This window comes from Achromobacter sp. PD1 (assembly GCF_048541815.1).
GTDB lineage: Bacteria > Pseudomonadota > Gammaproteobacteria > Burkholderiales > Burkholderiaceae_B > Achromobacter > Achromobacter bronchisepticus_A.
This window is the reverse complement of record NZ_CP183349.1, coordinates 1,638,573-1,663,956: the sequence shown is the minus strand read 5'-3', so window position 1 is coordinate 1,663,956 and position 25,384 is coordinate 1,638,573. Positions and strand designations below refer to the sequence as shown.

Annotated in this window: 21 protein-coding genes and 1 pseudogene; 9 read left to right on the top strand and 13 right to left on the bottom strand. The window is 68.3% G+C overall.

Going from position 1 to position 25,384, the window contains the following annotated elements; translation table 11 throughout:
- The first annotated feature begins 113 nt into the window (after nt 1–113).
- Nucleotides 114–928, top strand: a pseudogene (locus tag ACM1PE_RS07805) (DUF72 domain-containing protein).
- Nucleotides 929–934: 6 nt separating this feature from the next.
- Here ACM1PE_RS07805 and gorA read toward each other — a convergent pair.
- Nucleotides 935–2,293 (bottom strand): glutathione-disulfide reductase, encoded by a 1,359-nt coding sequence (gene gorA / locus ACM1PE_RS07800; protein WP_419342905.1) that lies wholly within the window; start codon nt 2,291–2,293, stop codon nt 935–937.
- Nucleotides 2,294–2,464: 171 nt separating this feature from the next.
- On the opposite strand from gorA, the gene ACM1PE_RS07795 reads away from it, so the two are divergent.
- On the top strand, nt 2,465–3,088 hold the full coding sequence (locus ACM1PE_RS07795) for a LysE family translocator (RefSeq protein WP_059380262.1): 624 nt from the start codon (nt 2,465–2,467) through the stop codon (nt 3,086–3,088).
- A 7-nt stretch (nt 3,089–3,095) separates the two neighbouring features.
- Here the strand turns inward: ACM1PE_RS07795 and aceE are convergent, their stop codons facing one another.
- The 3 genes from aceE to nirK form a co-directional block, all read right to left on the bottom strand.
- Nucleotides 3,096–5,759: a pyruvate dehydrogenase (acetyl-transferring), homodimeric type gene (aceE, locus tag ACM1PE_RS07790; RefSeq protein ID WP_419342904.1), complete on the bottom strand. Its 2,664-nt coding sequence runs from the start codon at nt 5,757–5,759 to the stop codon at nt 3,096–3,098.
- A gap of 159 nt (nt 5,760–5,918) precedes the next feature.
- The gene (locus ACM1PE_RS07785; RefSeq protein ID WP_059380264.1) at nt 5,919–6,245 is read right to left on the bottom strand and encodes a c-type cytochrome; all 327 of its coding nucleotides are present in this window, start codon (nt 6,243–6,245) and stop codon (nt 5,919–5,921) included.
- A gap of 82 nt (nt 6,246–6,327) precedes the next feature.
- The gene (gene nirK, locus ACM1PE_RS07780) at nt 6,328–7,410 is read right to left on the bottom strand and encodes a copper-containing nitrite reductase (protein WP_059380265.1); all 1,083 of its coding nucleotides are present in this window, start codon (nt 7,408–7,410) and stop codon (nt 6,328–6,330) included.
- A gap of 156 nt (nt 7,411–7,566) precedes the next feature.
- Here nirK and ACM1PE_RS07775 point away from each other — a divergent pair, with 156 nt between their 5' ends.
- Entirely contained in the window at nt 7,567–8,412 is an 846-nt protein-coding gene (locus ACM1PE_RS07775) for a Crp/Fnr family transcriptional regulator (RefSeq protein WP_419342901.1), read from the top strand.
- Here the strand turns inward: ACM1PE_RS07775 and ACM1PE_RS07770 are convergent.
- Both ACM1PE_RS07770 and ACM1PE_RS07765 read right to left on the bottom strand, forming a co-directional pair.
- Nucleotides 8,409–9,284: a formylglycine-generating enzyme family protein gene (locus tag ACM1PE_RS07770; RefSeq protein WP_419342899.1), complete on the bottom strand. Its 876-nt coding sequence runs from the start codon at nt 9,282–9,284 to the stop codon at nt 8,409–8,411. The two genes, ACM1PE_RS07775 and ACM1PE_RS07770, sit on opposite strands and share 4 nt — an antisense overlap.
- Nucleotides 9,285–9,389: 105 nt before the next feature.
- Nucleotides 9,390–11,675: a nitric-oxide reductase large subunit gene (locus tag ACM1PE_RS07765; RefSeq protein WP_059380275.1), complete on the bottom strand. Its 2,286-nt coding sequence runs from the start codon at nt 11,673–11,675 to the stop codon at nt 9,390–9,392.
- A 239-nt stretch (nt 11,676–11,914) separates the two neighbouring features.
- On the opposite strand from ACM1PE_RS07765, the gene ACM1PE_RS07760 reads away from it, so the two are divergent.
- Together ACM1PE_RS07760 and ACM1PE_RS07755 are read left to right on the top strand one after the other, a co-directional pair.
- Entirely contained in the window at nt 11,915–12,373 is a 459-nt protein-coding gene (locus tag ACM1PE_RS07760; protein WP_059380276.1) for a MarR family winged helix-turn-helix transcriptional regulator, read from the top strand.
- The gene (locus tag ACM1PE_RS07755) at nt 12,370–13,074 is read left to right on the top strand and encodes an aspartate/glutamate racemase family protein (protein WP_419342897.1); all 705 of its coding nucleotides are present in this window, start codon (nt 12,370–12,372) and stop codon (nt 13,072–13,074) included. Before ACM1PE_RS07760 ends, ACM1PE_RS07755 begins: the two co-directional genes overlap by 4 nt.
- 10 nt (nt 13,075–13,084) lie before the next feature.
- Here the strand turns inward: ACM1PE_RS07755 and ACM1PE_RS07750 are convergent, their stop codons facing one another.
- On the bottom strand, nt 13,085–13,795 hold the full coding sequence (locus ACM1PE_RS07750; protein ID WP_419342895.1) for a Crp/Fnr family transcriptional regulator: 711 nt from the start codon (nt 13,793–13,795) through the stop codon (nt 13,085–13,087).
- Between the two features lie 162 nt (nt 13,796–13,957).
- Between ACM1PE_RS07750 and ACM1PE_RS07745 the strand changes: the two genes are divergently transcribed.
- Both ACM1PE_RS07745 and ACM1PE_RS07740 read left to right on the top strand, forming a co-directional pair.
- Nucleotides 13,958–15,616 (top strand): acyl-CoA synthetase, encoded by a 1,659-nt coding sequence (locus ACM1PE_RS07745; RefSeq protein ID WP_059380269.1) that lies wholly within the window; start codon nt 13,958–13,960, stop codon nt 15,614–15,616.
- 39 nt (nt 15,617–15,655) lie between these two features.
- Nucleotides 15,656–17,425: an acyl-CoA dehydrogenase gene (locus ACM1PE_RS07740; RefSeq protein WP_059380270.1), complete on the top strand. Its 1,770-nt coding sequence runs from the start codon at nt 15,656–15,658 to the stop codon at nt 17,423–17,425.
- Between the two features lie 964 nt (nt 17,426–18,389).
- Here ACM1PE_RS07740 and ACM1PE_RS07735 read toward each other — a convergent pair.
- On the bottom strand, nt 18,390–19,637 hold the full coding sequence (locus tag ACM1PE_RS07735; protein ID WP_419342892.1) for an MFS transporter: 1,248 nt from the start codon (nt 19,635–19,637) through the stop codon (nt 18,390–18,392).
- Nucleotides 19,638–19,754: 117 nt separating this feature from the next.
- On the opposite strand from ACM1PE_RS07735, the gene ACM1PE_RS07730 reads away from it, so the two are divergent.
- Nucleotides 19,755–20,210 (top strand): winged helix-turn-helix transcriptional regulator, encoded by a 456-nt coding sequence (locus ACM1PE_RS07730; RefSeq protein WP_059380571.1) that lies wholly within the window; start codon nt 19,755–19,757, stop codon nt 20,208–20,210.
- On the opposite strand, the gene ACM1PE_RS07725 is transcribed toward ACM1PE_RS07730, so the two are convergent.
- From ACM1PE_RS07725 to ACM1PE_RS07710, 4 genes are all read right to left on the bottom strand, one after another.
- Complete coding sequence (locus ACM1PE_RS07725) at nt 20,207–21,187, bottom strand: pyridoxamine 5'-phosphate oxidase family protein (protein WP_419342891.1); 981 nt, start codon at nt 21,185–21,187, stop codon at nt 20,207–20,209. The two genes, ACM1PE_RS07730 and ACM1PE_RS07725, sit on opposite strands and share 4 nt — an antisense overlap.
- A gap of 29 nt (nt 21,188–21,216) precedes the next feature.
- On the bottom strand, nt 21,217–21,855 hold the full coding sequence (locus ACM1PE_RS07720) for a glutathione S-transferase family protein (protein ID WP_419342890.1): 639 nt from the start codon (nt 21,853–21,855) through the stop codon (nt 21,217–21,219).
- A 123-nt stretch (nt 21,856–21,978) separates the two neighbouring features.
- The gene (locus ACM1PE_RS07715) at nt 21,979–22,884 is read right to left on the bottom strand and encodes a LysR family transcriptional regulator (protein WP_059380568.1); all 906 of its coding nucleotides are present in this window, start codon (nt 22,882–22,884) and stop codon (nt 21,979–21,981) included.
- Nucleotides 22,885–22,942: 58 nt separating this feature from the next.
- Complete coding sequence (locus ACM1PE_RS07710; protein WP_419342888.1) at nt 22,943–23,824, bottom strand: LysR substrate-binding domain-containing protein; 882 nt, start codon at nt 23,822–23,824, stop codon at nt 22,943–22,945.
- Between the two features lie 128 nt (nt 23,825–23,952).
- Here ACM1PE_RS07710 and ACM1PE_RS07705 point away from each other — a divergent pair, with 128 nt between their 5' ends.
- Complete coding sequence (locus ACM1PE_RS07705) at nt 23,953–24,624, top strand: flavodoxin family protein (protein ID WP_118933745.1); 672 nt, start codon at nt 23,953–23,955, stop codon at nt 24,622–24,624.
- On the opposite strand, the gene ACM1PE_RS07700 is transcribed toward ACM1PE_RS07705, so the two are convergent.
- The gene (locus tag ACM1PE_RS07700) at nt 24,543–25,376 is read right to left on the bottom strand and encodes an AraC family transcriptional regulator (protein ID WP_059380565.1); all 834 of its coding nucleotides are present in this window, start codon (nt 25,374–25,376) and stop codon (nt 24,543–24,545) included. The genes ACM1PE_RS07705 and ACM1PE_RS07700 overlap by 82 nt on opposite strands.
- Nucleotides 25,377–25,384: the final 8 nt, after the last annotated feature.

The window sequence follows — 25,384 nt, the reverse complement described above, 5'->3', positions numbered from 1 at the left end:
GAATCCACACCTTAGCGCAAAACTGTATCGGAACAGCGAACTTCCGGCAGCGGTTTGCGGACCAGTGGCGCCGGCGATACAGTTGTCCGGTTCCCACGCCTGGAGGGCCGGACATGCCGCAAGCGCATCCTCATCCGAAAGACGGCGCCATCCGCATCGGTATCGGCGGCTGGACCTACGCCCCCTGGCGCGGCGTCTTCTACCCCGAAAACCTGCCGCACGCGCGCGAACTGGAATACGCCAGCAGCCAGCTCACCGCCATCGAGATCAACGGCACCTACTACAGCAGCCAGAAGCCGGCACCTTCGCCAAATGGCGCGATGAGACGCCCGAAGGCTTCGTGTTTTCGCTGAAGGCCTCGCGCTACGCGACCAACCGCCGCGAACTGGCGGGCGCCAAGGACTCGATCCACCGCTTCGTGCACAGCGGCATCGCCGAACTGGGTCCGAAGCTTGGGCCCATCGTCTGGCAGTTCGCGCCGACCAAGGCGTTCGATGCGGACGACTTCGCCGCCTTCCTCGCGCTGCTGCCAGACAAGGTGGACGGCTTGCCGCTGCGCCACGTGCTGGACGTGCGCCATGCCAGCTTCGCCTGCGAGGAATACCTGGAACTGGCGCGGCGCCACGGCGCAGCCACCGTCTACACGGATAGCGAGGACTACCCATCCATCGCCGACCGTACCGCCGATTTCGTCTATGCGCGGCTGATGCGCGCCAGTACCGCCTACAAGGCGGGCTACGCGCCCAAGGCGCTGGACGCCTGGGCGGACCGCCTGCGCGGCTGGGCCCGCGGCAGCCACCCGGCCGACCTGCCGCTCGCCGGCGCCCCGGAAAAGACGGCGCGGCCGGGAAACGTCTTCGCGTTCTTCATCAATGGCGCTAAGGAACTCGCGCCGCTGGCGGCGCGCGCCATGATCGAACGCCTGTAGCGCGCCCTATTGGGTGACCGGGGTGCGCAGGGTCACGAACTCTTCGGCCGCCGTGGGATGGATGCCGATGGTCTCGTCGAACACCTGCTTGGTCGCGCCGGCCTTCAGCGCGATGGCGATGCCCTGCACGATCTCGCCGGCGTCCGGACCGACCATGTGCACGCCCAGCACGCGGTCGGTCTTGGCGTCCACGATCAGCTTCATCAGCGTCTTTTCCTGCGACTCGGTCAGCGTCAGCTTCATGGGCCGGAAGCGGCTTTCGAACAGCTTGACCTCGTGCCCGGCGGCGCGCGCCTCTTCCGTCGTCATGCCCACCGTGCCGATGTTGGGCAGGCTGAACACGGCGGTCGGGATCAGCTGGTAGTCGACCTTGCGGTATTCCTCGGGACGGAACAGGCGCCGCGCCACCGCCATGCCTTCGGCCAGCGCCACGGGCGTCAGCGGCACCCGGCCGATCACGTCACCGATGGCCAGGATGGAAGGCTCGGCCGTGCGGTATTCGTCGTCCACCTCGATGAAGCCGCCCTTGCCCAGCTTGACCGCCGTGTTCTCCAGGCCCAGGTTGTCCAGCATGGGCCGGCGGCCGGTGGCGTAGAACACGCAATCGGCCTCGACCACGGAACCGTCCTTCAGGGTGGCGGCCAGCGTGCCGCCGGCCTGCTTGTCGATGCGCGTCACTTCCGAGTTGAAGCGCAGGTCGATGCCCTTTTTCACCAGCTCGTCGCGCAGATGCTCGCGCACGCCCTGGTCGAAGCCGCGCAGGAACAACGGGCCGCGGTAGACCTGCGTGGTCTGCGCGCCCATGCCGTTGAAAATGGAGGCGAATTCCACGGCGATGTAGCCGCCGCCCACCACCAGCACGCGGCGCGGCAGTTCCTTCAGGAAGAAGGCTTCGTTCGAGGTGGTGGCGTATTCCTTGCCCGGAATGTCCGGCACCTGGGGCCAGCCGCCGGTCGCCACCAGGATATGAGCGGCGCTATAGGATTTGCCGTTGATCTCGACCGTGTGCGGATCCAGGATGCGGGCGTGGCCTTCCAGCAGGGTCACGCCGCTATTGACCAGCAAATTGCGGTAAATGCCGTTAAGACGCTCGATTTCCCGATTCTTGTTCGCGATCAGCGTGGGCCAGTCGAAACTGGGCTCGCCGGCGCTCCAGCCGAAACCGCGGGCCTGCTCGAAGTCCTCGCTGTAATGCGCGCCATAGACCAGCAGTTTCTTGGGCACGCAGCCCACGTTCACGCAGGTGCCGCCCAGGTAGCGGCTTTCCGCCACCGCCACGCGCGCGCCGAAGCCCGCGGCGAAACGCGCCGCGCGCACGCCGCCGGAGCCTGCGCCGATCACAAACAGATCAAAATCGAATGCCATGGTGTTTCCTTCGCGTCGCCTTGCGGCGCCGCGTTCACTGTCCGGGAAAGCTGTATTTAACACCACCCGGCGCTGACGCCCGGCCGCGCCCGGTTTGCAGGCGGCCGCGATTGCTATACAGTGGCCCGCAGGCTGGCCGCCGCGCACAGCCCCACCCCTGGAGCAGATCCCATGTCGCTTGAAACCTGGCTGGCCTTCCTGGGCGCGTCCGCCCTGCTCGTGATGCTGCCCGGCCCCACGATACTCACCGTCATCAGCTACTCCATCGCGCAAGGCCGGCGCGCCCGCCTGCCGCTGGTGCTGGCGGTGGCGCTGGGCGACTCCACCGCCCTGCTGCTGTCGCTGCTGGGCCTGGGCGCCCTGCTGGCGGCGTCGGCGTTCTGGTTCACGGCGGTCAAGATCGTGGGCGGCCTGTACTTGCTGTACCTGGGCTTCAAGCTGCTGCGCGCCGGCGTCTCGCCGGCGACGCTGCCCGCCGCCAGCGCCGCGGGCTCGCGCTGGAAACTGTTCGCCAACACCTATCTGGTGACGGCGCTTAACCCCAAGGGCATCATCTTCTTCGTGGCCTTCCTGCCGCAGTTCATCGATCCGGCGGGCGACGTGACGCGCCAGCTCTGGATCCTGTCGGCCACCTTCGTCGCCTGCGCCGGCATCAATGCCACGGCCTACGCCATCTTCGCCGGGTCGGCCCGGCGCCTGCTGGCCTCGCCCCGCGCCCAGCGCGGCTTCAACCTGGGCGGCGGCGCCCTGCTGTCCGCCGCCGGGATCTGGGCCTTGCTGGCGCGGCGCGTCTAGCCTGCCCCTAGGGCCGCGCCGCGGACACGGCCTCCGGATCGATGCCGTAGCGGGCGATGGCGTCCGCCGCGCAGTCGCGCGGCATCAACCCGTCGTCCGCCAGCGCCTTCAGGGCCGCCAACGCGATGTGATGCCGGTCCACCTCGAAGTAGGCGCGCAAGGCCGTCCGCGTGTCGGACCGGCCAAAGCCGTCGGTGCCCAGCGTGACGTAACGGCGGTCCTGCATGAACGGGCGTATCTGTTCGGCCACCGTCTTCATGTAGTCGGTGGCCGCCACCACCGGCCCCTCGCTGTCCGCCAGGACCGTTTCCGCATAGCCGCGGCGCCTGTCCTCCAGCGGATGCAGGCGGCTCCAGCGTTCTGCCTCCTGGCCGTCGCGGCCCAGTTCCGAATAGCTGGTCACGCTCCAGACGTCGGCCGCCACGCCGAAGTCCTGACGCAACAGATCGGCCGCCGCCAGCGTTTCGCCCAGGATGGCGCCGCTGCCCAGCAACTGCACCCGCAACGCGCCATCGCCGCCGTCGCGCAGGCGGTACATGCCGCGCAGGATGCCTTCCTCGGCGCCTTGCGGCATGGGCGGATGCGCGGTCTTCTCGTTGATCAGCGTCAAGTAGTAGAAGACGTCTTCTTCGTCCTGGTACATGCGGCGCATGCCGTCCTGCACGATCACCGCGATCTCGTAGGCGTAGGCCGGGTCGTAGGCCACGCATGAGGGGATGACCGAAGCCAGCACGTGGCTGTGGCCGTCGTCATGCTGCAGGCCCTCGCCTTCCAGCGTGGTGCGTCCGGAGGTCGCGCCCAGCAGGAAGCCGCGCGCGCGGATGTCGCCCGCCGCCCAGGCCAGGTCGCCCACGCGCTGGAAGCCGAACATGGAATAGAAAATGTAGAACGGAATCGTCGCCACGCCGTGCGTGCTGTGTGCGGTGGCGGCCGCGATCCACGAGGCCATCGCGCCCGATTCGTTGATGCCTTCCTGCAGGATCTGGCCGCGCCGGTCTTCGCGGTAGACGCTCAGCTGGTCGGCGTCCTGCGGCGTGTACAGCTGCCCCACGTGCGAATAAATGCCCACCTGCCGGAACATGCCGTCCATGCCGAAGGTGCGCGACTCGTCGGGCACGATGGGCACCACGCGCTGGCCGATGGCCGGGTCCTTGAGCAATTGCGCCAGCACCCGCACGAAGGCCATGGTGGTCGAGAACTCGCGGCCGTCGCTGCCCTTCAGGTGCGCGGCGAAAGCCTCCAGCGGCGGCGTGGCCAACGGGCCGGGCCCGGCCGGCCGCCGCGGCAGATGGCCGCCCGCGCGCGCGATCGCGGCGTCGAAATAGGTACGTTCGGCGCTGCCGGGCGCGGGCTTGATGTAGGGAATCTGCTCCAGCAGATCGTCGGGGACCGGGATGGAGAAGCGGTCGCGAAAGGCGCGCACCGCCGGGTCCGCCATCTTCTTCTGCTGGTGGTTGGTGTTGGCCGCCTCGCCCGCCGCGCCCATGCCATAGCCCTTGACGGTCTTGGCCAGGATGACGGTGGGCTGGCCGCGATGGGCCAGCGCCGTGGCGTAGGCGGCATAGATCTTGGCCGGATCGTGGCCGCCACGGTTCAGCGCGCCGATCTCTTCATCGCTCAGGTGCGCCACGCGCTCCAGCAGCACCGGGTCCGCGCCGAAGAAATGTTCGCGCACGTAGGCGCCGCCGCGCGCCTTGAACACCTGGTACTCGCCGTCCACGCACTGCATCATGCGCTGGCGCAGGCGGCCGTCGTGGTCCTGGGCCAAGAGCGCATCCCAGCCGGCTCCCCAGATCACCTTGATGACGTTCCAGCCGGCGCCGCGGTACACGCTTTCCAGTTCCTGGATGATCTTGGCGTTGCCGCGCACCGGGCCGTCCAGGCGCTGTAGGTTGCAGTTCACCACGAAGATCAGGTTGTCCAGTTTTTCGCGCCCGGCCATCGCCACCGCCGCCAGCGTCTCCGGCTGGTCCTGTTCGCCGTCGCCCAGAAAGCCCCATACCTTGCGGCCCTGCGCGGGGATCAGCTCGCGATCTTCCAGGTAGCGCATGTAGCGCGCCTGGTAGGCGGCCATCAGCGGCCCCAGGCCCATCGACACGGTCGGGAACTGCCAGAACCCGGGCATGGTGCGCGGATGCGGATAGGACGCCAGTCCGCCGCCGGCCGTCTCGCGCCGGAAGCGGTCGAGTTCTTCCTCGGAAATGCGGCCTTCCAGATAGGCGCGCGCATAGATGCCGGGCGCGGAGTGGCCCTGGATGTACAGCATGTCACCCAGAAAATCCGGCGTGGCCGCGCGGAAGAAATGGCGAAAGCCGGTTTCGTACAAGGTCGTGGCCGAGGCGTAGGTCGCGATGTGTCCGCCCACGCCCGAGGTCTTGCCCGCGCGCAGCACCATGGCCATGGCGTTCCAGCGCAGATAGGCGTCCAGCCGCAGCTCGATGCCCATGTCGCCCGGGAACAGCCCCTGGTCTGCCGGCCGGATCGTGTTCACGTAGGGCGTGGCGTTCGGCGCGGCGTAGCCGCCGTGGCCGGCGCGGTCCTGGCCGATCAATTGGTCCAGCAAATAGTGGGTGCGTGGCCGGCCCTCGTGGGCCAGCACGGCCTGCATGGCCTCCAGCCATTCCTGGGTTTCCTGCGGATCGGCGTCGGTCGGTTCTATCGGGGTGTCCATGGCGTCCTCCTGGTGGGCGCGAAGGCGGCATCCCGGTGTACGGCCGCCGTCATTTCGCATCGTGAATTGCAATTGCATCATGTGCAATTGCAATCGTATGGAGGATTCTTAATAATTGCAAGTGCAACTATTAATCCGCCCGCCCGCCGCGCGCGGCGGCTAGCGGGACGCGGCCATCATGAATTCCACCGCGGCCCTGAGCGTGGGCTCGTCCGCCGATGAGCCGCCGCGCGGCGGCATCGCGCCCTTGCCTTTGAGCACGGTCGCCAACAGCGCGTCCGCGCCCTGCGCGATGAATGGCGACCAGGCCTGTTTGTCACCCAGCCTGGGCGCGTTGGCGACCCCGCTGGCGTGGCACACGACACAGGCGGACTTGTAGAGTTTTTCTCCGGCAGGGTTGATGGCGGCCAGCGACTCGGCGCCCGCTTGCGGGACGGGCAGGCTGGCCAGCGCGGCGGCGAACGCGATTCGATAAAGCGAGGACATGGAATGGCTCCGGAAGGAAAATACGTGACGGCGTGGCGGACCGATACGGGCAAGGCGCGCTGAGCGCGCCCTGCCGCAGCGCTCAGCGCGGGATCGGACCCGGCGCCTTGATCTGCTTCATCAGGTCGTCATTCCATTTGCCCTCGACCTTGATATGCCCGGCCGCGCCCAGTTCGAAGGCCTCGATCAGGTTGTGGTTCAGGTAGGCGTACACGCCGGGCTGCTTGAAGGTGTAGAGCGCCGCGCCCGCCGAGCCGCCGCGGATGAACCAGGTCTCCAGGTCCTTCTGCGGCGGATTGGCGAACTTGCCGGTTTCCCAGACCCAGTCGCCATGGCCGCCGATCAGATGCGGGCGCGTGTCGCGATTGGCCTGCGAATGGATCAGCAGCACCGTCTCGCCGACCTTGGCCGTAAGCGCGTTCGCCCCCGTCAAGGCCCCGACCTTGCCATTGAAGACGATATGCGATGGCGTCAGCGTGCGCATGACTTCGACCGTGTCGCCATAGCTTTCCGCCAAGGTCGCGTAGTCCTTGTACTTGCCGTTCGCGTCCTTGGGGATGTACAGGTCGAACTCGCCTATCGTGTAGGCGCGGTCGTAGCGCAGCGGCTTGCCCTGCGGATCCTTCAGGCCGTCGCGCGGCAGCACCATCAGCGTGCCGCTCATGCCCGCCACCACGTGCCAGGGCACCATGCCTTCGGGCGCACAGTGGTAGACGAAGGTGCCGCTGCGGTCCGCCTTGAAGCGCAGCGTGGCCTGCTCGCCCGGGTTCACGTTGGTGAGCTTGGCCCCGCCCAGCGCGCCGGTGGCGGCATGGAAATCCACGTTGTGCGGCATGGCGTTGGTGGCCGGATTGACCAGGGTCAGCTCGACATAATCGCCTTCGTGCACCACCAGGGTAGGACCGGGCATGGATCCGTCGAACGTCATTGCCTGCAAGGTCGTGCCCTTGTCATCGATGACCATCTTCTTTTCTTCGATGGTCATCGTGAATTCGATCACCTTGGGGCCCGAACGGGCCACCTGCTCATGCGGGTGGACCATGGGCGGGGCGACCAGCGCAACCTTGGCGCGTTCCAGCTGATCGGCGTTCTGGGCGGCGGCTGGGCCGCCCGCCATCGCTGCGATCAATGCCATGGCAAGCAAGGTGGGGCGCAAAGCGTTCATGTGCAACTCCTGTTCGGGTTTCTGCAACGCCGAGTCTGTCGGCGATTCCATTGAAGGCCGGGCATCGCTCGTGTTCTTTGCTGTAGCGCAAACTTCGAACCAACCCGCGGCCCGGCGCGCATTGCCGCTGCGCGGATGCGATGTCACCATCGGGGCATGGACCCTCCACACGCTTCCGGGCGGCCTGCGGCCTCATCGCCCCTGTGCCATGCCCTGCTCCGCAACCTGGATCTGTTCAGGCCCTTGTCCGATGCGCAGCTGGACGCCGCGCTGCGCGGCGCGCTGCCCTGCCGCCTGGAGGCCGGCGCATTGGCCTATCGCCAGGGCGCCGCGGCCGCGCACTTTTTCGTGCTGCTGCATGGCTGTCTAAAGGTGGCGCAGCTGACGCCGGAGGGCGAACAAGTCGTGGTGCGCTACGTCCATCCCGGCGACATGTTCGGGCTGGCCTGCGCCATGCGGCAGCCCCGCTATCCCGCCACCGTGCAGGCGGTGCAGGAAAGCGTCTGCCTGGCGTGGCCGGCCGCGGCCTGGGAACGCTTCATCGCCTGCCATCCCCAGCTGGGCGCGGCCGCGCTGCAGACCATGGGGCAGCGCCTGCAGGACGCCCACGTCCGCATCCAGGAACTGTCCACCGACGAAGTCGAACAGCGCGTGGCGCGCGCCATCCTGAGGCTGGTGCAGCAATCCGGCCAGCCCATGCAGGACGGCATCGGCATCGGCTTTCCCATCACCCGCCAGGACATCGCCGAAATGACCGGCACCACCCTGCACACGGTCAGCCGGCTGCTCAGCGACTGGAAGCAGCGCGGCATCGTCTCGGCCGGACGCAAGCGCGTGGTGCTGCGCTCGCCCGCCGCGCTGGCCCGCCTGGGCGAGCACGCCGCGCCCGCCGTGGACTGTTCGGCCTGCCTGTCCTGCCGCCAGGGATCGCCGGCCGCGGACGAGGCCTGCGACTCGAGCGCCGAGCTGGCCGGCGCATGGCGCGCAGGCAACATGGCCTAGCCGGGTTCCAGCACCAGCCGCAGACCCAGGTTCGCCGGCGGCACGCCTACCGAACACGCCCCGCCCTTGGGATCGCGGATGAAGTCGGGCAGATAGGCGATGTGCCTGCCCGCCGCAACGCGTATGCCGCAGTTGCGGCTTTCCTGCTCCTGCGCAGCGGTGAAGCTTGCGCCATCGCGCAGCCCGTCCAGCACGCGCCGCGCATGGCAATCGTCAGTCCAGTCCCACACGCTGCCCGCCATGTCCATCAGGCCGGCACGATTGCGGCCGTAGGCCCCAAAGGTCCGCACCGTGGCGTCGCCCTGCGCGCCGCGGCGGCTCTGCTGCTCGTATTCCGCCAGCCAGCGCTGCGCGGGGTCGCTGCCGCCAGGCAAGGCCGGCAAGGCTTCCTCGCGATAGGCTTCGCCCGCCGCGTAGACCCATTCCGCATAGCTGGGCAGGCGCAGGCGCCTGCCGGTGCGCTCGGACAGCCAGGCGGCATAGGCGGACGCGTCGGTCCAGCTGATGCCCACCGCCGGCAGGTCGGGCGCAGCCGCCTGGCGCTGTGCGGGGTCCAGCGGCTTGCAGCCGCCGGCGCGCACGCAGGCCGCGTAGTCGGCCTGGCTGACCTGCCGCGTCATGATGGCCAGGCCATCCGGGTAGCGCGCGCTGCGGGGCGCGGGCGTGGCGGGATAGCCGTTGCGCAGCGCCTCGCCCGGCGGCACGTAGCTCACCTCGCCCGGCGGCAGGCGCGTGATTTCCGGCAAAGCCAAGCGGGCCCCGTCCTGGGGCCCGCAAGCGGTCAACAGCAATAGAACAATGACGGTCGGCAGGATGCGCATGCGGCGGTGCTCCGGAATGCCCGCGCCGGTCGGGCGCGGGCTGGATTCCATTGGACCGGCTGCGGCGGCCGGGCTCTTTGCGCTGAAGCAAAGAGCCCGGCGCTTGCCTGGCGTCCTGCCGCGCAAGCGTGCGCCACGCCTGCGCGGGACGGGACGCTAGCCGCGCGCCGCCTTGGCCTGCAGGCGCGGCTCGGCCAGCGCGGGCTTGCCGCTCAAGAGGCCCAGGATCACCTGCATCACGATGGCCAGCGCGCCCAGCAGGAACACCACGTCGCCGAAGGTGCGGCCCCAACGCAGGTTCTGCAGCAGCTCCTGCTGCATGAAGCCTTCGCTGCGGGCGTACCACATGCCCTCGCTGACGCTGGCGTGGAACTGGATCAGCCCCACCGGCAGCAAGCTGGTGAAGATCATCAGCGCCAGGCCCAGGTTCATGCCCCAGAACGCCAGCTTCATCAAGCCGGGGCTCAGCGCATACTGCGGACGGATGTAGCGCAGCACCAGCAGGGTGAAGCCCAGCGCCAGGAAGCCATACACGCCGAACAGGGCCGCGTGCGCGTGCACCGGCGTCGTGTTCAGGCCCTGGATGTAGTACAGCGAAACGGGCGGGTTGATCATGAAGCCGAAGACGCCCGCGCCCAGCATGTTCCAGAAGGCCACGGCCACGAAGCACATCAGCGGCCACTTCAGGTTTTCCATCCAGGGCGCGCGGGTCTTCAGGCGCCAGTTCTCCCAGGCCTCATGCCCCAGCACGATGAGCGGCACCACTTCCAGCGCCGAGAAGCTGGCGCCGATGGCCATCACGGGCGTGGTGGTGCCGGCGAAATACAGGTGATGGAAGGTGCCGGGTATGCCGCCCAGCATGAAGAGCGAGGCCGAGGCCAGGCTGGCGGTGGTGGCCATGCGGCGCGACACCAGGCCCAGGGTCGAAAAGATGAAGGCCAGCGCCGTGGTTGCGAAGACTTCGAAGAAGCCCTCCACCCACAGGTGCACGATCCACCAGCGCCAGTACTCCATCACCGTCAGGTGCGTGCGCTCGCCGTAGAAAAAGCCCGCGCCGTAGAACAGGCCGATGGCGCCCACCGAGGCGGTCAGCAAGGCCAGCAGGTTCTTGTCGCCGCCCGGCGTGCGCAGCGCGGGCACGATGCCGCGCAACATCAGCACCAGCCAGAAGCAGATGCCCGCGAACTTGCCGATCTGCCACAGGCGGCCCAGGTCCACGTATTCATAGCCCTGGTGACCCAGCCAGAAGTTCAGGTCCGGCGGCATGATCTGCGCGATCGCGAGATAGTTGCCGGTGAACGATCCGACCACCACCAGCACCAGCGCCCAGAACAGGATGTCGACCCCGAGCTTCTGGAATTTGGGATCGCGCCCACCATTGATCAACGGCGCAAGAAACAGACCGGCGGCCAGGAAACCCGTGGCGATCCAGAACAGCGCGCTCTGGATATGCCAGGTGCGCACCAGCGAATACGGGAACCATTGCGACAGGTCGATGCCGTAGAACTTCTGCCCTTCGACGGTGTAGTGCGCGGTGAAGGCGCCCAGCAGCACCTGGAAGCCGAACAGCGCCACCACCAGGAACAGGTACTTGCCCAGGGCGCGCTGCGACGGCGTCAGGGCGAAGGTGGTCAGCGGATCCTTGGCCGGCGCCAGCGGCTCGTCGTCTTCCTTGCCGCGCAGGAAGGCCCAGGCCCAGACCAGGAAGCCGATGCCGGCCAGCAGCACCACCACGCTGAGGATGGACCACATGACGTTCTCGGCGCTGGGCACGTTGTCGATCAGCGGCTCATGCGGCCAGTTGTTGGTATAGGTGACCGCCTTGCCTTCGCGCTCGGTGGCCGCGGCCCACGCTGTCCAGAAGAAGAAATGCGTGAGCTGGGTGCGGCGTGCGGCGTCGGGCAGCGTGTTTTCCTTCATCGCGAAATTCTCGCGGCTGCGATGCAACGCGGGCGCGTCGGAGAACAGCTGGTCGTAGTAGGCCGCCGTCTGCGCCATGGCGCGCGCGCGCCGCGGGCTCACCGCCAGCGTGTCGGTGGCGGCGTCGCTGCGGTTGGCGCGGTACTCGGCCTTCAGTTCCGCGCGCAGCGCGGCCTGGGCGCCCGCGTCCAGCTGCGCATAGTCCCGGCCGTGCTGCTCGCGCGCGGCCAGGTCCAGCCAGGCCGTCAGTTCGCGATGCAGCCAGTCGGCCGTCCAGTCGGGCGCCTGGTAGGCGCCGTGTCCCCAGACCGATCCCAGCTGCATGCCGCCGACCGATTGCCAGGCGGTCTGGCCGTCCAGGATGTCGTCGCGGCCGAACAGCGGTTTGCCGTCGGTCGTCACGACCTGCCCGGGAATCGGCGGCGCCTGGCGATAGACCTCGCCGCCGTAGAAACCCAGCAATGCGAACGTGACCGCCAATACGGCGATCAAGGTGAACCATAATTTCCGATACGGACCCATGATGGGAACGCCCTCCAGTGTTGCGGTTTTGGGGTACGTACCCATATGCGAATTTCGTGCCAGGAAAAATCCCATGAAAATCAGGGCATTGCGATTCACCCGGTCTTTTTCACCATTGCCGGCCAGGGTATAAATCACCGATAAAGGGTTGTTTGGACCACGAAATGCCGGCGTCGCGCCAGGCGCCCGCCTCTTACAATCCCCGCTGCATTCCCACCTCTTTCAAAGGAACCGACCGCATGGCCAGGGGCAAGCCCGATGCGTGGAGCCTCTTCCTGACCGCGCACGCGCTGGTGGTGGAAGAAATCGAAAAGCGCCTGTCAGCCGCCGGCCTGCCGCCGCTGGCCTGGTATGACGCCTTATGGGCGCTGGAGCGCGCGCCTGACGGCACGGCCAGGATGTTCGAGATCGCCGAGCGCATGGTGATCGCGCGCTACAACCTGACGCGCCTGATGGACCGCATCGAGGCCGACGGCTTGGTCGAACGCTTCCGTTCGGACGAGGACCGCCGCGCCACCTACGCTCGCCTCACGCCCAAGGGGCGCGCGCTGCGCCGCGAGATGTGGAAGGTCTACGGCCCCGCCGTCGACGAACTGTTCCTGTCGCGGCTGCCGCAGGCGCAGCAGGACGCCATGGCGGCAAGCTTCCTGGACATTGCGCGCCACGTGCGCGCCTCCAGCAAGGAGTCTGCTGAATGAACGCCACGCCCCTGCATATCGGCATCGTCGCCTGCTCGGCGGAAGGCGCCGCGCTTTGCTACCGCACGCTGTGCGCGGAAGGCGCCCAGCGCCTGGGCCCGCACGCGCATCCGGAGATTTCGCTGCACACGCATTCGCTGGCGGATTACGTCGCCTGCCTGGACCGCGCCGACCTGGCCGGCGTGGGCGCGTTGATGCAGTCCTCGGCGGGCAAGCTGGCGCGCGCGGGCGCGGATTTCCTGATCTGCCCGGACAACACCATCCACCAGGCGCTGGGCCATGTGCTGCCGCAGTCGCCCCTGCCCTGGCTGCACATCGCCGAGGAAGTCGCGGCCGAGGCCCAGGCGCGCGGTTTGCGCCGCATCGGCATCCTGGGCACGCGCTGGCTGGTGGACAGCAGCGTCTATCCGGACAAGCTGGAAGCGCGCGGCCTGCAATGGCTGCGGCCGGCGGAACCAGACCGCGACACACTGGCCCGCGTCATCATGGACGAGCTGGTGTATGGCGTGTTCAAGCCCGAATCCGTGGCCCGGCTGCAAGCCGTGATCGAGCGCCTGCGCGAAGCTGGCTGCGACGCCGTGGTACTGGGCTGCACCGAGTTGCCGCTGGTGCTGAACGACGGCAATTCCGCCCTGCCCACGCTGGATTCGACCCGCATCCTGGCGCGCGCCGCGCTCAGCCGCGCCTTGCGCGGCGCCTGATCCGGCGTCTTCAGATCTGGTCCAGGCCGAATTGGCGCAGACGCTCCAGATCCAGCACCTTGATCTGGTTGTAGGCCAGCGCCAGCATGCCCTGGTCCGCCAGCACCTGCAGCGCCTGATTGACGCGCTGGCGCGACAGGCCCGTCAGATAGCCTAGTTCTTCCTGCGAGATCGCCAGCGTCAGATCGGTGGACGGATACAGCTGCGGATTGAACAGCTGCGCCAGCGACTGCGCCACGCGCGCGTCCGCATCCAGCAAACGGTGGTTCTGGATGGAAGCGATGAACTCGCCCATGCGGTTGTTCAACTGGCCGATGACGAAATGCGAAAAAGGCAGGCTGGCCGATAGCAGCGCATGGAAGGTGGCCGTAGGCACCTGCAACACCAGCGACGGCTGGATCGCCACCACGTCGTACTTGCGCAGTTCGCGCTTGATGACGCTGCCTTCGCCGAACCAGCCGCCCGGCGGCACGCCCGACAGGGTGCAGCTGCGGCCCGACTCGTTGTAGATGGCCAGCTTCAAAAGACCCGTATGCACGCCCAGCCAAAAGTCCGAGGGCGCATTGCGCCGCGCGATCCAGGCGCCGTTGGCCACGTGTTCGGCGCGCGCGGTCGCCAGCACCAGGTCCTGGTGGCGGGCCTCCAGCGCGTCGAACCAGGCGCAAGCCTCGAACAGGCCGGCCAGTTCCCCGGCGGAAACGATGTTTGAAACGTCGGACATGGGAATAACTGTGTAAAACTTGGGGAAGCCAGGTCGGCCGGCCGTCTGTCATGCAGGTGACAGACAGTATTTTCGGCGGCCCCGTAAGCTAGGGCAAGCGACGGGGATCAAACTCCCGGCATACGGATAAGGGACGCCTGCGCGTCCCAACTGGAGACAAGCATGAGCGGTATGTTCGACCGCGGCCTTGAGCGCCGCGACGCCAACTACGAAGCCCTGACCCCGGTGGATTTCATCGCCCGCGCGGCCCAAGTCTATGGCCAGCGCCTGGCCATCGTCCACGGCGAGGTGCGGCGCAACTGGGCCCAGACCTACGAGCGCGCCCAGCGCCTGGCCGGCGCGCTGGCGCAAGCCGGCATCAAGCGCGGCGACACCGTGGCCGTGATGCTGCCCAACATTCCCGCCATGGTCGAAGCCCATTTCGGCGTGCCCATGCTGGGCGCGGTGCTCAATACCCTGAACACCCGCCTGGACACGCCCAGCGTGCTGTTCATGCTGGGGCATGGCGAAGCGCAGGCGCTGATCGTGGACACCGAGTACGCCGAACTCGCCCAGCGCGCGCGGACCGAATTCCCGCACCTGAAGCTCATTTCGGTGCACGACCTGGAAAGCGCCCCGGCGGAACTGCCCGGCGCGGTCGATTACGAAGCCTTCCTGGCCGGCGCCCCCGCCCGCTACGACTGGAAGCCGCCCGCCGACGAATGGGACGCCATCGCGCTGAATTACACGTCCGGCACCACCGGCGATCCCAAGGGCGTGGTCTACCACTACCGCGGCGCCTACCTGAACGCCATCAGCAACATCCTCGAATGGGACATGCCCAAGCACCCGGTCTATCTGTGGACCCTGCCGCTGTTCCATTGCAACGGCTGGTGCTTCGCCTGGACGGTGGCCGCGCGCGCCGGGGTCAACGTGTGCCTGCGCAAGTTCGATCCGCAGACCGTGTTCGACCTGATCCGCAATGAAGGCGTCACCCATTATTGCGGCGCGCCCATCGTGCAGAGCGCGCTGGCCAATGCGCCGGCCGAGCTGCGCGCCGGCATCGACCACACGGTACGCACCATGGTGGCGGGCGCCGCGCCCGCGCCCGCCGTCATCGCCAAGATGCGCGACATCGGTTTCGAGCTGACCCATGTGTACGGCCTGACCGAGGTCTATGGACCCGCGGCCGTATGCGCCCGCCAGGAAGCCTGGGACGCGCTGGACGAGGAAGAGCGCGCGCTGCGCAATGCGCGCCAGGGCGTGCGCTACCACCTGCAGGCGGGCGTGTCCGTGCGCGATCCCGACACCATGGAAGAGGTGCCGGCCGACGAGCAGACCGTGGGCGAGGTCATGTTCCGCGGCAACATCTGCATGAAGGGCTACCTGAAGAACGAACGCGCCACCGACCAGGCCTTTGCCGGCGGCTGGTTCCGCACCGGCGACCTGGGCGTGATGACGGCCGACGGCTACGTCCGCATCAAGGACCGCAGCAAGGACATCATCATTTCCGGCGGCGAGAACATCTCCAGCATCGAAGTGGAAGACGCGCTCTATCGCCATCCCGCGGTGGCGGCGGTGGCCGTGGTGGCCATGCCCGACCCCAAATGGGGCGAAACGCCCTGCGCCTTCGTCGAGCTCAAGCCCGGCTGCAGCGCCACCGCCGAAGAGATCATTGCGCATTGCAAGCTGCTGCTGCCCGGCTTCAAGGTGCCGCGCGCGGTGCGCTTCGGCGAACTGCCCAAGACCTCCACCGGCAAGATCCAGAAATTCGAACTGCGCGCCGCCGTCGGCGCGACCCAGGCCATCGACGTGGCCGGTTCCGGCAAGAAGACCGGCTGAATTCCACGTCCCCAAATCCCATCCAGGAGCTCCGACGCCATGACGTACCAAGCCCCCGTGAAAGACATGCTGTTCGTGTTGAACCATCTTGCCGGCCTGCCGCAAGTCGCCGCGCTGCCAGGTTTCGAGGAGGCCACGCCCGACACCACCCAGGCCGTGCTGGAGGAATCCGCGCGCTACGCCGGCGACGTGCTGGCGCCGCTGAACCATGCCGCCGACCGTGAGCCCAGCTCCTGGCGCGACGGCGCGGTCACCACCTCGCCGGGTTTCAAGCAGGCGTTCAACCTGTACGCGGAGGCCGGCTGGCAGGGCATGACGCATCCGGTGGAATACGGCGGCCAGGGCCTGCCCGGCCTGATCGGTTCGCCCTGCTCGGAAATGCTGAACGCCGCCAACCTGTCGTTCGCGCTGTGTCCGCTGCTGACCAATGGCGCGATCGAGGCGCTGCTGACGGCCGGTTCGCCTGAACTGAAGCAGCGCTTCATCGAGCCCATGATTTCCGGACGCTGGACCGGCACCATGAACCTGACCGAACCGCAGGCAGGCTCGGACCTGGCCATGGTCCGCTCGCGCGCGCAGCCCGTGGGCGACGGCACCTACCGCATCTCCGGCACCAAGATCTTCATCACCTACGGCGAGCACGATCTGGCCGAGAACATCCTGCACCTGGTGCTGGCGCGCCTGCCCGACGCGCCCGAAGGCGTCAAAGGCATTTCGCTGTTCCTTGTGCCCAAATTCCTGGTCAACGAAGACGGCACGCTGGGCGCGCGCAACGACGTCCATTGCGTGTCGATCGAACACAAGCTGGGCATCAAGGCCAGCCCCACCTGCACGCTGCAGTTCGGCGATGCGGGCGGCGCGCTGGGCTATCTGGTGGGCCAGGAGAACCGCGGCCTGGACGCCATGTTCATCATGATGAACGCCGCGCGCTATGCGGTGGGCGTGCAGGGCGTGGCCGTCGCCGACCGCGCCCACCAGCACGCGCTGGCCTATGCCGCCGAGCGCGTGCAGAGCCGCCCGGTGGACGGCTCGTCCAAGGATGCGGTGCCCATCATCCAGCACCCCGACGTGCGCCGCATGCTGGGCACGATGCGCGCGCTGACGGAAGCCGGCCGCGCGCTGGCCTACTACACCGCGGGCCACGCCGATCTGGCGCACGCCAGCCCGGACGCCGAGGCCCGCAAGCGCCATCTGGCGGTACAGGAATACCTGGTGCCCATCGTCAAGGGCTGGTGCACCGAAATGTCCATCGACGTGGCGAGCCTGGGCGTGCAGGTGCACGGCGGCATGGGTTTCATCGAGGAAACCGGCGCGGCGCAGTACTACCGCGACGCGCGCATCCTCACGATCTACGAAGGCACCACGGCGATCCAGGCCAATGACCTGGTGGGCCGCAAGACCCTACGCGACGGCGGCGCCGTCGCCCGCGCCTTGCTGGCGGAAGTCGGCAAGACCGAAGCGGCGCTGGAGGCCCGCAGCGAACCCGCCGCCCGCCTGATGCTGACGCCGCTGCGCCAGGCCCGCGCGGCGCTGGCCGACGCCATCGACTTCGTGCTGGCCAACGCTGCCAGCCGCCCCAACGCGGTGTTCGCGGCCGCGGTGCCGTATCTGTTGCTGGCGGGCACCACGTTTGCCGGCTGGCAGATGGCGCGAGCGCTGCTGGCCAGCCTGGACCTGCGCCAGGAAGACCCTGCTTTCCACGACGCCAAGATCGCCACCGCGCAGTGCTACGCGCTGCACAAGCTGAGCCAGGCGCCCGGGCTTGCGGCGGTGGTGCTGGGATCTGGAGAGTATGAAGTGCAGCCTTGACTGCCGACGATTGGCGTCAGGCGGGCCTGATACAAGGGGCGTCTGAGGTTTTGCGGCTTTCGGGGTTGCGTTCCAGTGCTTCGTAGGCCGCTCGTCGACGCGGGCGCCTGAGTGGCGGGCGCCCACGATTGCGGTCCGGAGCGTTCGCTCCGGACTGCCCCGTCGTCATCCTCGTCCAGGCCTGCGGCCTTCCCTACGGATTCCCTCGGGCGCATCGAGGTTGCCCGCCACTCAGGCGCCCGCGCCGACGAGCTACTTGAATCTTGGCTTGGCGCGCTGCTGCAGCCGTGGTCAGGGACGATGCTTGTGTTGCCCGTCATTCTCGGCCGCGCGGGCGGCCGAGAATGACATACGTGATTTCTTGAATTTCTATTGTGTTCGCTTACGCGAATGCGATGACTGATTTGCTATTGGTCCCCAGCTCATGGGGGAATGGGCGGTGATGGGTGGCGCGCGGCGAGTAGCCGCTTGCGCACGCAGACCTGGACGCGCGCCACCCATCCGGCACCCGCGTTGAAGTGACGATTGCTGGCCGCCGCTGCGCTGCGCAATCACCTCGAACGCAGCGCCCCACCAAATTACCCGGCTATCACCTGCCATACGTGTCACCAAGAGAACGTCCCCACCACCCGCGCGCAGCGCCATCGCGCGACGCAAGACACAACGTAAGCCCCAAGAGGCCGCCCGCGCGGCCGGCCTGGGGCGGGCCCCGCAAAACACGCCACCACCCCACCGACCGTGACCAGAACGCCAAGCACACCGCCCGCCCCAGCGCCCGTGAAGATTCAACCAGCCGAGCCTGTCGCGTCGGGGGCTCGCGATGCGCGGGGCGTCGATAAGCCCGAGGGAATCCGAAGGCAGCCGCCGCAGGCGGCAACGAGGATGACGAAGGGGAAGTCCGGAGCGAAGGCTCCGGACCGCAATCGCAGCCCCGCGCATCGCGAGCCCCCGACGCGACTGGCGTCTAAAGAACCCCACGACGAGCATCCTCAGAACCAACGGCCAAACGCTCACCACGCGGCACCGTCACCGCCCAGAACACCAACGCCACAACACTGATACCGGCACCCAACACGCAAACCCCCAGCCAGCCCGCCTGCGCGTAAACCACCGTCGAAGCGATCGACCCCAATCCGCTGCCCACCGCATAGAACATCATGTACCCGCCGACCAATCGACTATGCGCCTGCGGATTCACGCTGAAGATCATGGTTTGATTCGTCACGTGCAGCGCCTGCAAGGCGATGTCCAGGACCAGCACGCCCAACGCCAGCAGCCACAGACTCTGATCCAGAAAGGCAATCGGCACCCACGCCAGGCATAGCAGCGCCAAGCCCACGGCCGTGGTCCGCTCGCCCTGCCCGCTGTCGGCCAGTCGTCCCGCGCGCGCCGCCATCAGCACGCCCGCCACGCCCACCAACCCGAACGCGCCCACCGCGCTATGCGTCAGCGAATGCGGCGGCGCGCTCAGGGGCAGTACCAGCGCGGTCCAGAAGGCGCTGAAGGCGGCGAACATCAGCAGCGCGATCATGCCGCGCACGCGCAGCACGCGTTCGGTGGCCAACAGGCCGTAGAGCGAGCGCAGCAAGGCCCAGTAACCCATGTCCACCGAGGGCAGCCGGCGTTGCGGCAGGCGCCGCGCCAGCACCACCGCCAGCACGGCGGCCAGCGCCGCGGACACGACGTAGACCGCGCGCCAGCCCCAAAGGTCCGCCACGGCTCCGGCCAGCGTGCGTGCCAGCAACAGGCCGATGACTACCCCGCCTTGCGCGGCGCCAACCACGCGGCCTCGCTCGCCCGGTGCGGCCAGCGCCGCGGACAAGGCCAGCAGGCCCTGCGTCATTGCCGTTCCCAACAAGCCCAGCGCCACCATGCCCATCAATAGCCAGGGCGTGCCGGCCGACAGCGCCACGGCCGCCAAGGACAGCACCAGCAGCGCCAACTGTCCCAGCATCAGGCGCCGGCGGTCCAGCAGGTCGCCCAGCGGCACCACGAACAGCAGCGCCAGCGCGCAGCCCAGTTGGGTGGCCGTGACCACGATACCCACCGCGCCTTCGGCGATGCCGAACTCGCGGCCGATGGCGTCCAGCAGGGGCTGGGCGTAATACACATTCGCCACGCTCAGGGCGCAGGCCACCGCCAGCAGCATGACCAGGGATCTGGGCGTCGGGCCTGGGGGTGCGGAATCGGCGGGTTCTGGTCGGGCTGACATGTCTTGCTCCAATTTGGTTGCTTTATAAAACCAGAATAGTAGTTTTCAAGGTTTTATAATGCAACCGAAATTTCAATACGCCTGCCATCACCGCCTTTCCCTCAGCAAGGATCCGATATGGTCAAACGCACTAGTCTCGAAGGCGCCGCCTGCCCGGTGGCGCGCTCCCTGGACGCGATCGGCGACTGGTGGTCGCTGTTGATCGTGCGCGACGCCTTCGACGGACTGCGGCGCTTCGGCGAATTGCAGAAAAGCCTGGGCGTGGCCAAGAACATCCTCAGCGACCGGCTGCGCACGCTGGTGGCGCACGGCATCCTGGAAGTGGCGCCGGCCTCGGACGGCAGCGCCTACCAGGAATACGTGCTGACGGACAAAGGCCGGGCGCTCTTTCCGGTGATCGTGGGCTTGCGCCAATGGGGCGAAGAGCACTACTACGGCCCCGCCGAACCCCATTCGACGCTGATCGACCGCAAGCGCGGCCAGCCCGTGCGCAAGCTGGAAATTCGCGCGCAGGACGGCCGCCTGCTCGGGCCGGACGATGCCGTGGTGCAGAAGACCGCGCTCGCGGGCTAGCTCCGCTGCGCAGCCCCCGCGGCAGGCCATTGCCCGGTTGCCAGCGCGGTGGGCGAATACGAATCGAAGCGCCAGCGCAAGGCCAGCGCGCCGGGCCGGCGGACCACACGCCGCACATGCACCCGCCACAGCCGCTCGGCGCCCTCGAACTGCGCGATCTCCGGGCTGTCCAGGATGATTTCAGCGGCGCCCGTCAGCTGCAGCACGTCGCCGCGCTCGAAGTCCATGAACAGCAATCCGGCGCGCGGGTTGAGCACCATGTTGCCCAGGGTGTTGAAGAAGCGGTTGCCGGAAAAGTCGGGAATGGTCAGCACGTTGCCTTCCACCCGCACGAAGCCCGGCTTGCCGCCGCGGTGCGACACGTCGACCTTGCGGCCGCCTTCGTCCGCGTAGGTGGCCACGAAGAACGTGTCGGACCGGGCGATCAGCGCCCGCGAGGCATCGTCCAGTCCGCCACGCTCATTGGGCACGCCCGGAAAGCGCAGCGCCGGCGAACGCGAAAACTGGAATTCCCGGGCCTGGATGTACTGCGGGCAATTGCCGAAGGACTGCGTCACCGCCACCTCGAAGCGCTTGCCGTCCCAGGCCGCGATGCGACCGTTGGCACGGTTGCGCCGGCGCGTGTGCAGCTCGATTCCCAGCAGGCCCACCTGCCGGTCCGGCCCCAGGCCGGCCAGCAGCGGATCGTCGGCATCCGGCACGGCGGACACGCGCAGGCTGCGCGGATCGGGCGAGGACACGAAGCCGGGCAGGCCTTCCAGCACGCCGGCCCAGGGATCGCCCTGCCCGTCCACCGCGCCTGCGACCAGGAACGGCAGCTGCTCAAAAAACAGGCGGTGCTGGTCCGGCATGTAGTCGCGGATGACTTTGGGTCCGGTCACCGCCATGCGTTCGGCGATCCCCACGTGCTGTTGCAGCAGGCGTTCGCCGGCATGCCAGGGCGACGGCGGGAGGGTGGCGGGCTCTGCGATGGACATGGCGTGCTCCTTGCGCGCGGCGCTCGCCCTCAGGCGGCCTGCAGACCCACGGGCGAGCGGGGCATGGCCACGAAGCGCGGCAGGCTTTCGATGCGGCCCAGCCAGGCGCGCACGTGCGGATAGGCATCCAGCGAGACGTTGCCTTCAGGCGCATGCGCCACATAGGCATAACAGGCCACGTCCGCGATGGTGGGCGCCGCGCCCGCCAGGAAATCGCGCCCGGCCAGTTCGCCGTCCATGACCTTGAGCAAGTCATGGGCGCGGGCCAGCGTGCTGTCCACGTCATAGGCCGCGCCGAACAACGTCACCAGGCGCGCAGCCGCCGGGCCGATGGCCAGCGGACCGGATGCCACCGACAGCCAGCGCTGCACCGCCGCCGCGCCGGCGGGATCCTCCGGCAGCCAGGCCTGGCCGCCGTAGCGCTTGGCCAGGTAGACCAGGATGGCGGTCGAATCCGCGACCACCACTCCGTCATCGTCGATGACCGGCACCTGGCCGAAGGCGTTGAGCGCCAGGAACGGCGGGCGTTTCTGCTCGCCGCCGCGCAGGTCCACGTCGACCTTGCGGTGCGGCACGTCCAGCAGGGACAGCATCAGGGCGACGCGATGGGCGTGGCCGGACAGGGGAAAGCCATAGAAGGTCAGCGAGGGGGTCTGGGCGGTTTGCATGAGCGGGCTCCAAGTCGGATACAGGCTCCATCTTGGGCCGGCGCCGGGCGCGCGTGAACGGCCAGCGGCGGCAAGACACTCTTGCAGCGGATGAAAGAAAGATGACGAGCGCGGGCCCGGACGCTACGCCGGCAGCGTCGCCAGATCGCGCCGCAAGGCCTCGACGCAGAACTCCACGAAGCTGCGCACCTTGGCCGAACTCTTGCGGCCTTCCGGATACACCAGGTGGACCGGCAGCGGCGGCAGCTCGAAGTCGCGCAGCACCACCTCCAGGGCGCCGCTGGCCAGGTGCCGCGCCACCTGGTAGGACACCACCTGCGTCAGCCCCCAGCCCTCGCAGGCCGCCAGCACCGCGGCCTGAAAGGACGTGACCGTCAGCTGCGAATCGACGCGCAGGCTGCGGGGCTGGCCGTCCTGCTGGAAGCGCCATTGCGGCGTGCGGCCCTCCATGGCGGCGGTGACGGTGCAAAAGCGCGGCAGCGACTCCAGGTCCTGCGGTACGCCGTGTTCGCGCAGGAACGCGGGCGCGGCGCAGACCACGCGGCGCACCTGCCCCACCGGCACCGCCGTCAGCGTCGAATCCGGCAAGGCGCCGATGCGCACCGCGACGTCCACCCGTTCGTCCAGCAGGTTCACCACGCGGTCCACCAGCAGCGTGCGCACGGAAACCTCGCGGTGCGTGCGCAGATAGGCCAGCACCGCCGGCATCACGTGCAATTCGCCGAAGAACGCCGGCGCAGTGATGCTGAGCGCGCCTCGCGGCGCGGCCATCGCGCCGGCCACGGCGTCGTCGGCCTGCTCCACTTCGTCGAGGATGCGGCGGCAGTCGTCGGCATAACGCTGGCCGGCCTCGGTCAGGCGCAGGCTGCGCGTGGTGCGCACCAGCAGCAAGGCGCCCAGCCGCCGCTCCAGCGCCGAAACGCTGCGCGTGACGGTGGGCGCCGACATCTCCAAGCGGCGCGCCGCCGCGGCGAAACTCTGCGCTTCGGCCACCGCCAGGAATACGCTCATTTCATGGAATCGATTCACGCCTTGCGGCCTCCGCGCTGATTTTCGGAAAGAGAGTAGAAGCGCGCGCAGGGGCGCGTCAATCGAACTCCTTGCGCAACCACCCCAGGAAAGCCTTGACCGGCGGATGGCGTTCGCGGCCCGGCGCGCACAGCGCGGTGTAGGCGGCCCCCGCCACCCGCACTTCAGGACGATACGCCGCCAGGGTGCCCGCCGCCACGCTGTCCGACACCATGACGGAGCTGGCCAGCACCAGGCCCTGGCCGGCAATGGCGGCCTGCAGGGCATAGTGCTCTTCCTCGTAGGCATGCAGCGCCGCCGGCTTGCGCCAGGACGGCAGGCCTGCCGCCTCGCACCAGTCCAGCCAGCCCTGCTCGTACAGCTGCGAATCGCGCCAGCGCACGGTCACCAGCGACGGCGCGCGCCTGCCCGGCCGGGTGGCCAGCGCGGGCGCCCCATAGACGCCGAACCACTCCTGCAACGAGCAGGCGGCGTGCAGCCCGGGCCAGCGCGCGCGGCTGTAGCGGATGGCCAGGTCCACGCTGGCGTCGCGCAGCAGGTCCACCGTTTCGGGGCTGGTGTTCAGGTTCAGCTGGTATTGCGGAAACGCCGCGTAGAAGCGCCCCAGCCGCGGCACCAGCCATAAGGCCGCGAACGAATGCGTGGTGGACAGCGTCAGCGCGCCAGAGGCCGGCGCGGCGCGCAAGGCGTCCAGGGTCTGCGCCACGTCGAGCAAGGCGCCATGCACGCCTGCAAAAAGGCGCGCCCCCTTCTCCGTCAGGCGCACGCCGCGCGGCACGCGTTCGAAGAGCGCGTAGCCCACGTGCCGCTCCAGCGCCTTGACCTGATGGGACACGGCCGTGGCCGTGACCGCCAGTTCGGCCGCGGCCAGTTTGAAGCTGAGCAATCTGGCGGCTGCCTCGAAGGTGCGCAACGCGGTCACCGGTAGCGTGGCAAACATGGATTCCTGGCTCTATGGATGAAATCAATTCATCATATTCAAGGATTCATCATTTGTCGCCTGTCAGTCGGTAAGACAGAATTTTCCTCACCACATGGAAGCGTCCATGCCAACAAGAGGAACCAGACATGAATTCAGATCATCCCACCAAGCGCCTGCTGATCCTGGTCGGCAGCCCGCGGCGCGACGGCAACAGCGCGGCCCTGGGCGCGGCCGCGCTGCGCGGGGCCGAGACGGCGGGCACCCAGGCCACGCTGCTGTTCCTGGACGACTACATCGAGGCCTTCCTGCCGGACTTGCGGCGTTCGCCCCCGCCGACCGACCGATACTCCGAGCTGTTCCTGGAACACTTCCTGCCGGCCGACGGCGTGCTGATCTGCACCCCGATCTACTGGTACGGCATGTCGGCGCAGACCAAGGCGTTCTTCGACCGATCGTTCAGCCACTATGCCGGCCAGGGCCCCGAGCCCGACCGGGTGAAGCAGCGCATGACCGGCAAGCGCCTGGGCCTGGCGGTCGCGTCCGAGGAAACCTACCCCGGCGCGGCGCTGGGCATCGTGCACCAGATCCAGGAATACGCGCGCTACACCCATTCGGACTTCGTCGGCTACGTGCATGGCGCCGGCAACCTGCGCGGCGAAATCGCGGCGGATCCGCGCCAGCCGCTGCAGGCGGCGGCCGAACTGGGCGCCGCGTTCTTTACCCGCAAGTACTCCGACTACCGGGTGGAAACACCGCGCGCCCGCAATGTCTGGGAGCCCGCCCCTGCGTTGCGCAGCACGCCGGGCGTGCTGCCGTAGACCTGCTTGAACACGCGGGTCAGATGGGCCTGGTCGGCGAAGCCCACGGCATGCGCGGCGTCGGCCAGCGCCAGGCCGTCGCGCAGCAGCGCCCGGGCCCGCGCCACCCGCCAGTTGCGCAGCCAGGCCTGCGGCGGCAGGCCGTAGCGCCGCGCGAACTGCTTGACCAGGGTGGTCCGGTGGCGGTCCTGCGCCAACGCCAGGGCCTCCAGGTCCGGCGCGCAAGCCGGGTCGGCGGCCATGCGTGCGCGCAGCAGCGCGCAGACGTCGGACTCGTCGTCGACCGCTGCGGGGCTGGCCTGCGCATGCGCCGCCAGCAGGCCGAACAGCGCGGCGGAGATGCGCTCGCGACGCTCGGGGTCGGCGATGGGATCTGGCGTGAGCGCGTCCAGCCACGCCTGGCATAGCGCCGTATCGCGGATGACGGGCCCCGCCAGCGCTGCGCCGCCTGCGTACAGCGCAAGTTCGTGGTTCCTGAACCAGGCCTGATCGATATAGGCCATGCGGTACCCCAGCGGCGCATCCGAAGTGCCGCCGGTATGGACTTGGCCAGGCGCAATCACCACCAGATCGCCCTCGCCCGCGGCCTGCGGCTCGCCATGCACGGTGAAGGCGCAGCGGCCCTGCGCGATGGCGCCGATGGACCAGGCGTCGTGGAAGTGCGGCGCATAGCGGTAGCCGCGCAGGTCCGCGATCAGGACGTCGCCGGGCAGGCCGGCGCCGCAATGCCAGATGTGTCGGGAAACCGCCATGGATACGT

What these genes read in the sequence shown, in the direction of transcription:
- aceE (WP_419342904.1), bottom strand. Translation starts at nt 5,759, where the DNA reads ATGGACACCCCGATAGAACCGACCGACGCCGATCCGCAGGAAACCCAG.
- ACM1PE_RS07755 (WP_419342897.1), top strand. Translation starts at nt 12,370, where the DNA reads ATGAACGCCACGCCCCTGCATATCGGCATCGTCGCCTGCTCGGCGGAA.
- ACM1PE_RS07760 (WP_059380276.1), top strand. Translation starts at nt 11,915, where the DNA reads ATGGCCAGGGGCAAGCCCGATGCGTGGAGCCTCTTCCTGACCGCGCAC.
- gorA (WP_419342905.1), bottom strand. Translation starts at nt 2,293, where the DNA reads ATGGCATTCGATTTTGATCTGTTTGTGATCGGCGCAGGCTCCGGCGGC.
- ACM1PE_RS07700 (WP_059380565.1), bottom strand. Translation starts at nt 25,376, where the DNA reads ATGGCGGTTTCCCGACACATCTGGCATTGCGGCGCCGGCCTGCCCGGC.
- ACM1PE_RS07735 (WP_419342892.1), bottom strand. Translation starts at nt 19,637, where the DNA reads ATGTCAGCCCGACCAGAACCCGCCGATTCCGCACCCCCAGGCCCGACG.
- ACM1PE_RS07725 (WP_419342891.1), bottom strand. Translation starts at nt 21,187, where the DNA reads ATGTCCATCGCAGAGCCCGCCACCCTCCCGCCGTCGCCCTGGCATGCC.
- ACM1PE_RS07775 (WP_419342901.1), top strand. Translation starts at nt 7,567, where the DNA reads ATGGACCCTCCACACGCTTCCGGGCGGCCTGCGGCCTCATCGCCCCTG.
- ACM1PE_RS07720 (WP_419342890.1), bottom strand. Translation starts at nt 21,855, where the DNA reads ATGCAAACCGCCCAGACCCCCTCGCTGACCTTCTATGGCTTTCCCCTG.
- ACM1PE_RS07750 (WP_419342895.1), bottom strand. Translation starts at nt 13,795, where the DNA reads ATGTCCGACGTTTCAAACATCGTTTCCGCCGGGGAACTGGCCGGCCTG.
- ACM1PE_RS07785 (WP_059380264.1), bottom strand. Translation starts at nt 6,245, where the DNA reads ATGTCCTCGCTTTATCGAATCGCGTTCGCCGCCGCGCTGGCCAGCCTG.
- ACM1PE_RS07770 (WP_419342899.1), bottom strand. Translation starts at nt 9,284, where the DNA reads ATGGAATCCAGCCCGCGCCCGACCGGCGCGGGCATTCCGGAGCACCGC.
- ACM1PE_RS07740 (WP_059380270.1), top strand. Translation starts at nt 15,656, where the DNA reads ATGACGTACCAAGCCCCCGTGAAAGACATGCTGTTCGTGTTGAACCAT.
- ACM1PE_RS07745 (WP_059380269.1), top strand. Translation starts at nt 13,958, where the DNA reads ATGAGCGGTATGTTCGACCGCGGCCTTGAGCGCCGCGACGCCAACTAC.
- ACM1PE_RS07730 (WP_059380571.1), top strand. Translation starts at nt 19,755, where the DNA reads ATGGTCAAACGCACTAGTCTCGAAGGCGCCGCCTGCCCGGTGGCGCGC.
- ACM1PE_RS07765 (WP_059380275.1), bottom strand. Translation starts at nt 11,675, where the DNA reads ATGGGTCCGTATCGGAAATTATGGTTCACCTTGATCGCCGTATTGGCG.
- nirK (WP_059380265.1), bottom strand. Translation starts at nt 7,410, where the DNA reads ATGAACGCTTTGCGCCCCACCTTGCTTGCCATGGCATTGATCGCAGCG.
- ACM1PE_RS07795 (WP_059380262.1), top strand. Translation starts at nt 2,465, where the DNA reads ATGTCGCTTGAAACCTGGCTGGCCTTCCTGGGCGCGTCCGCCCTGCTC.
- ACM1PE_RS07710 (WP_419342888.1), bottom strand. Translation starts at nt 23,824, where the DNA reads ATGTTTGCCACGCTACCGGTGACCGCGTTGCGCACCTTCGAGGCAGCC.
- ACM1PE_RS07705 (WP_118933745.1), top strand. Translation starts at nt 23,953, where the DNA reads ATGAATTCAGATCATCCCACCAAGCGCCTGCTGATCCTGGTCGGCAGC.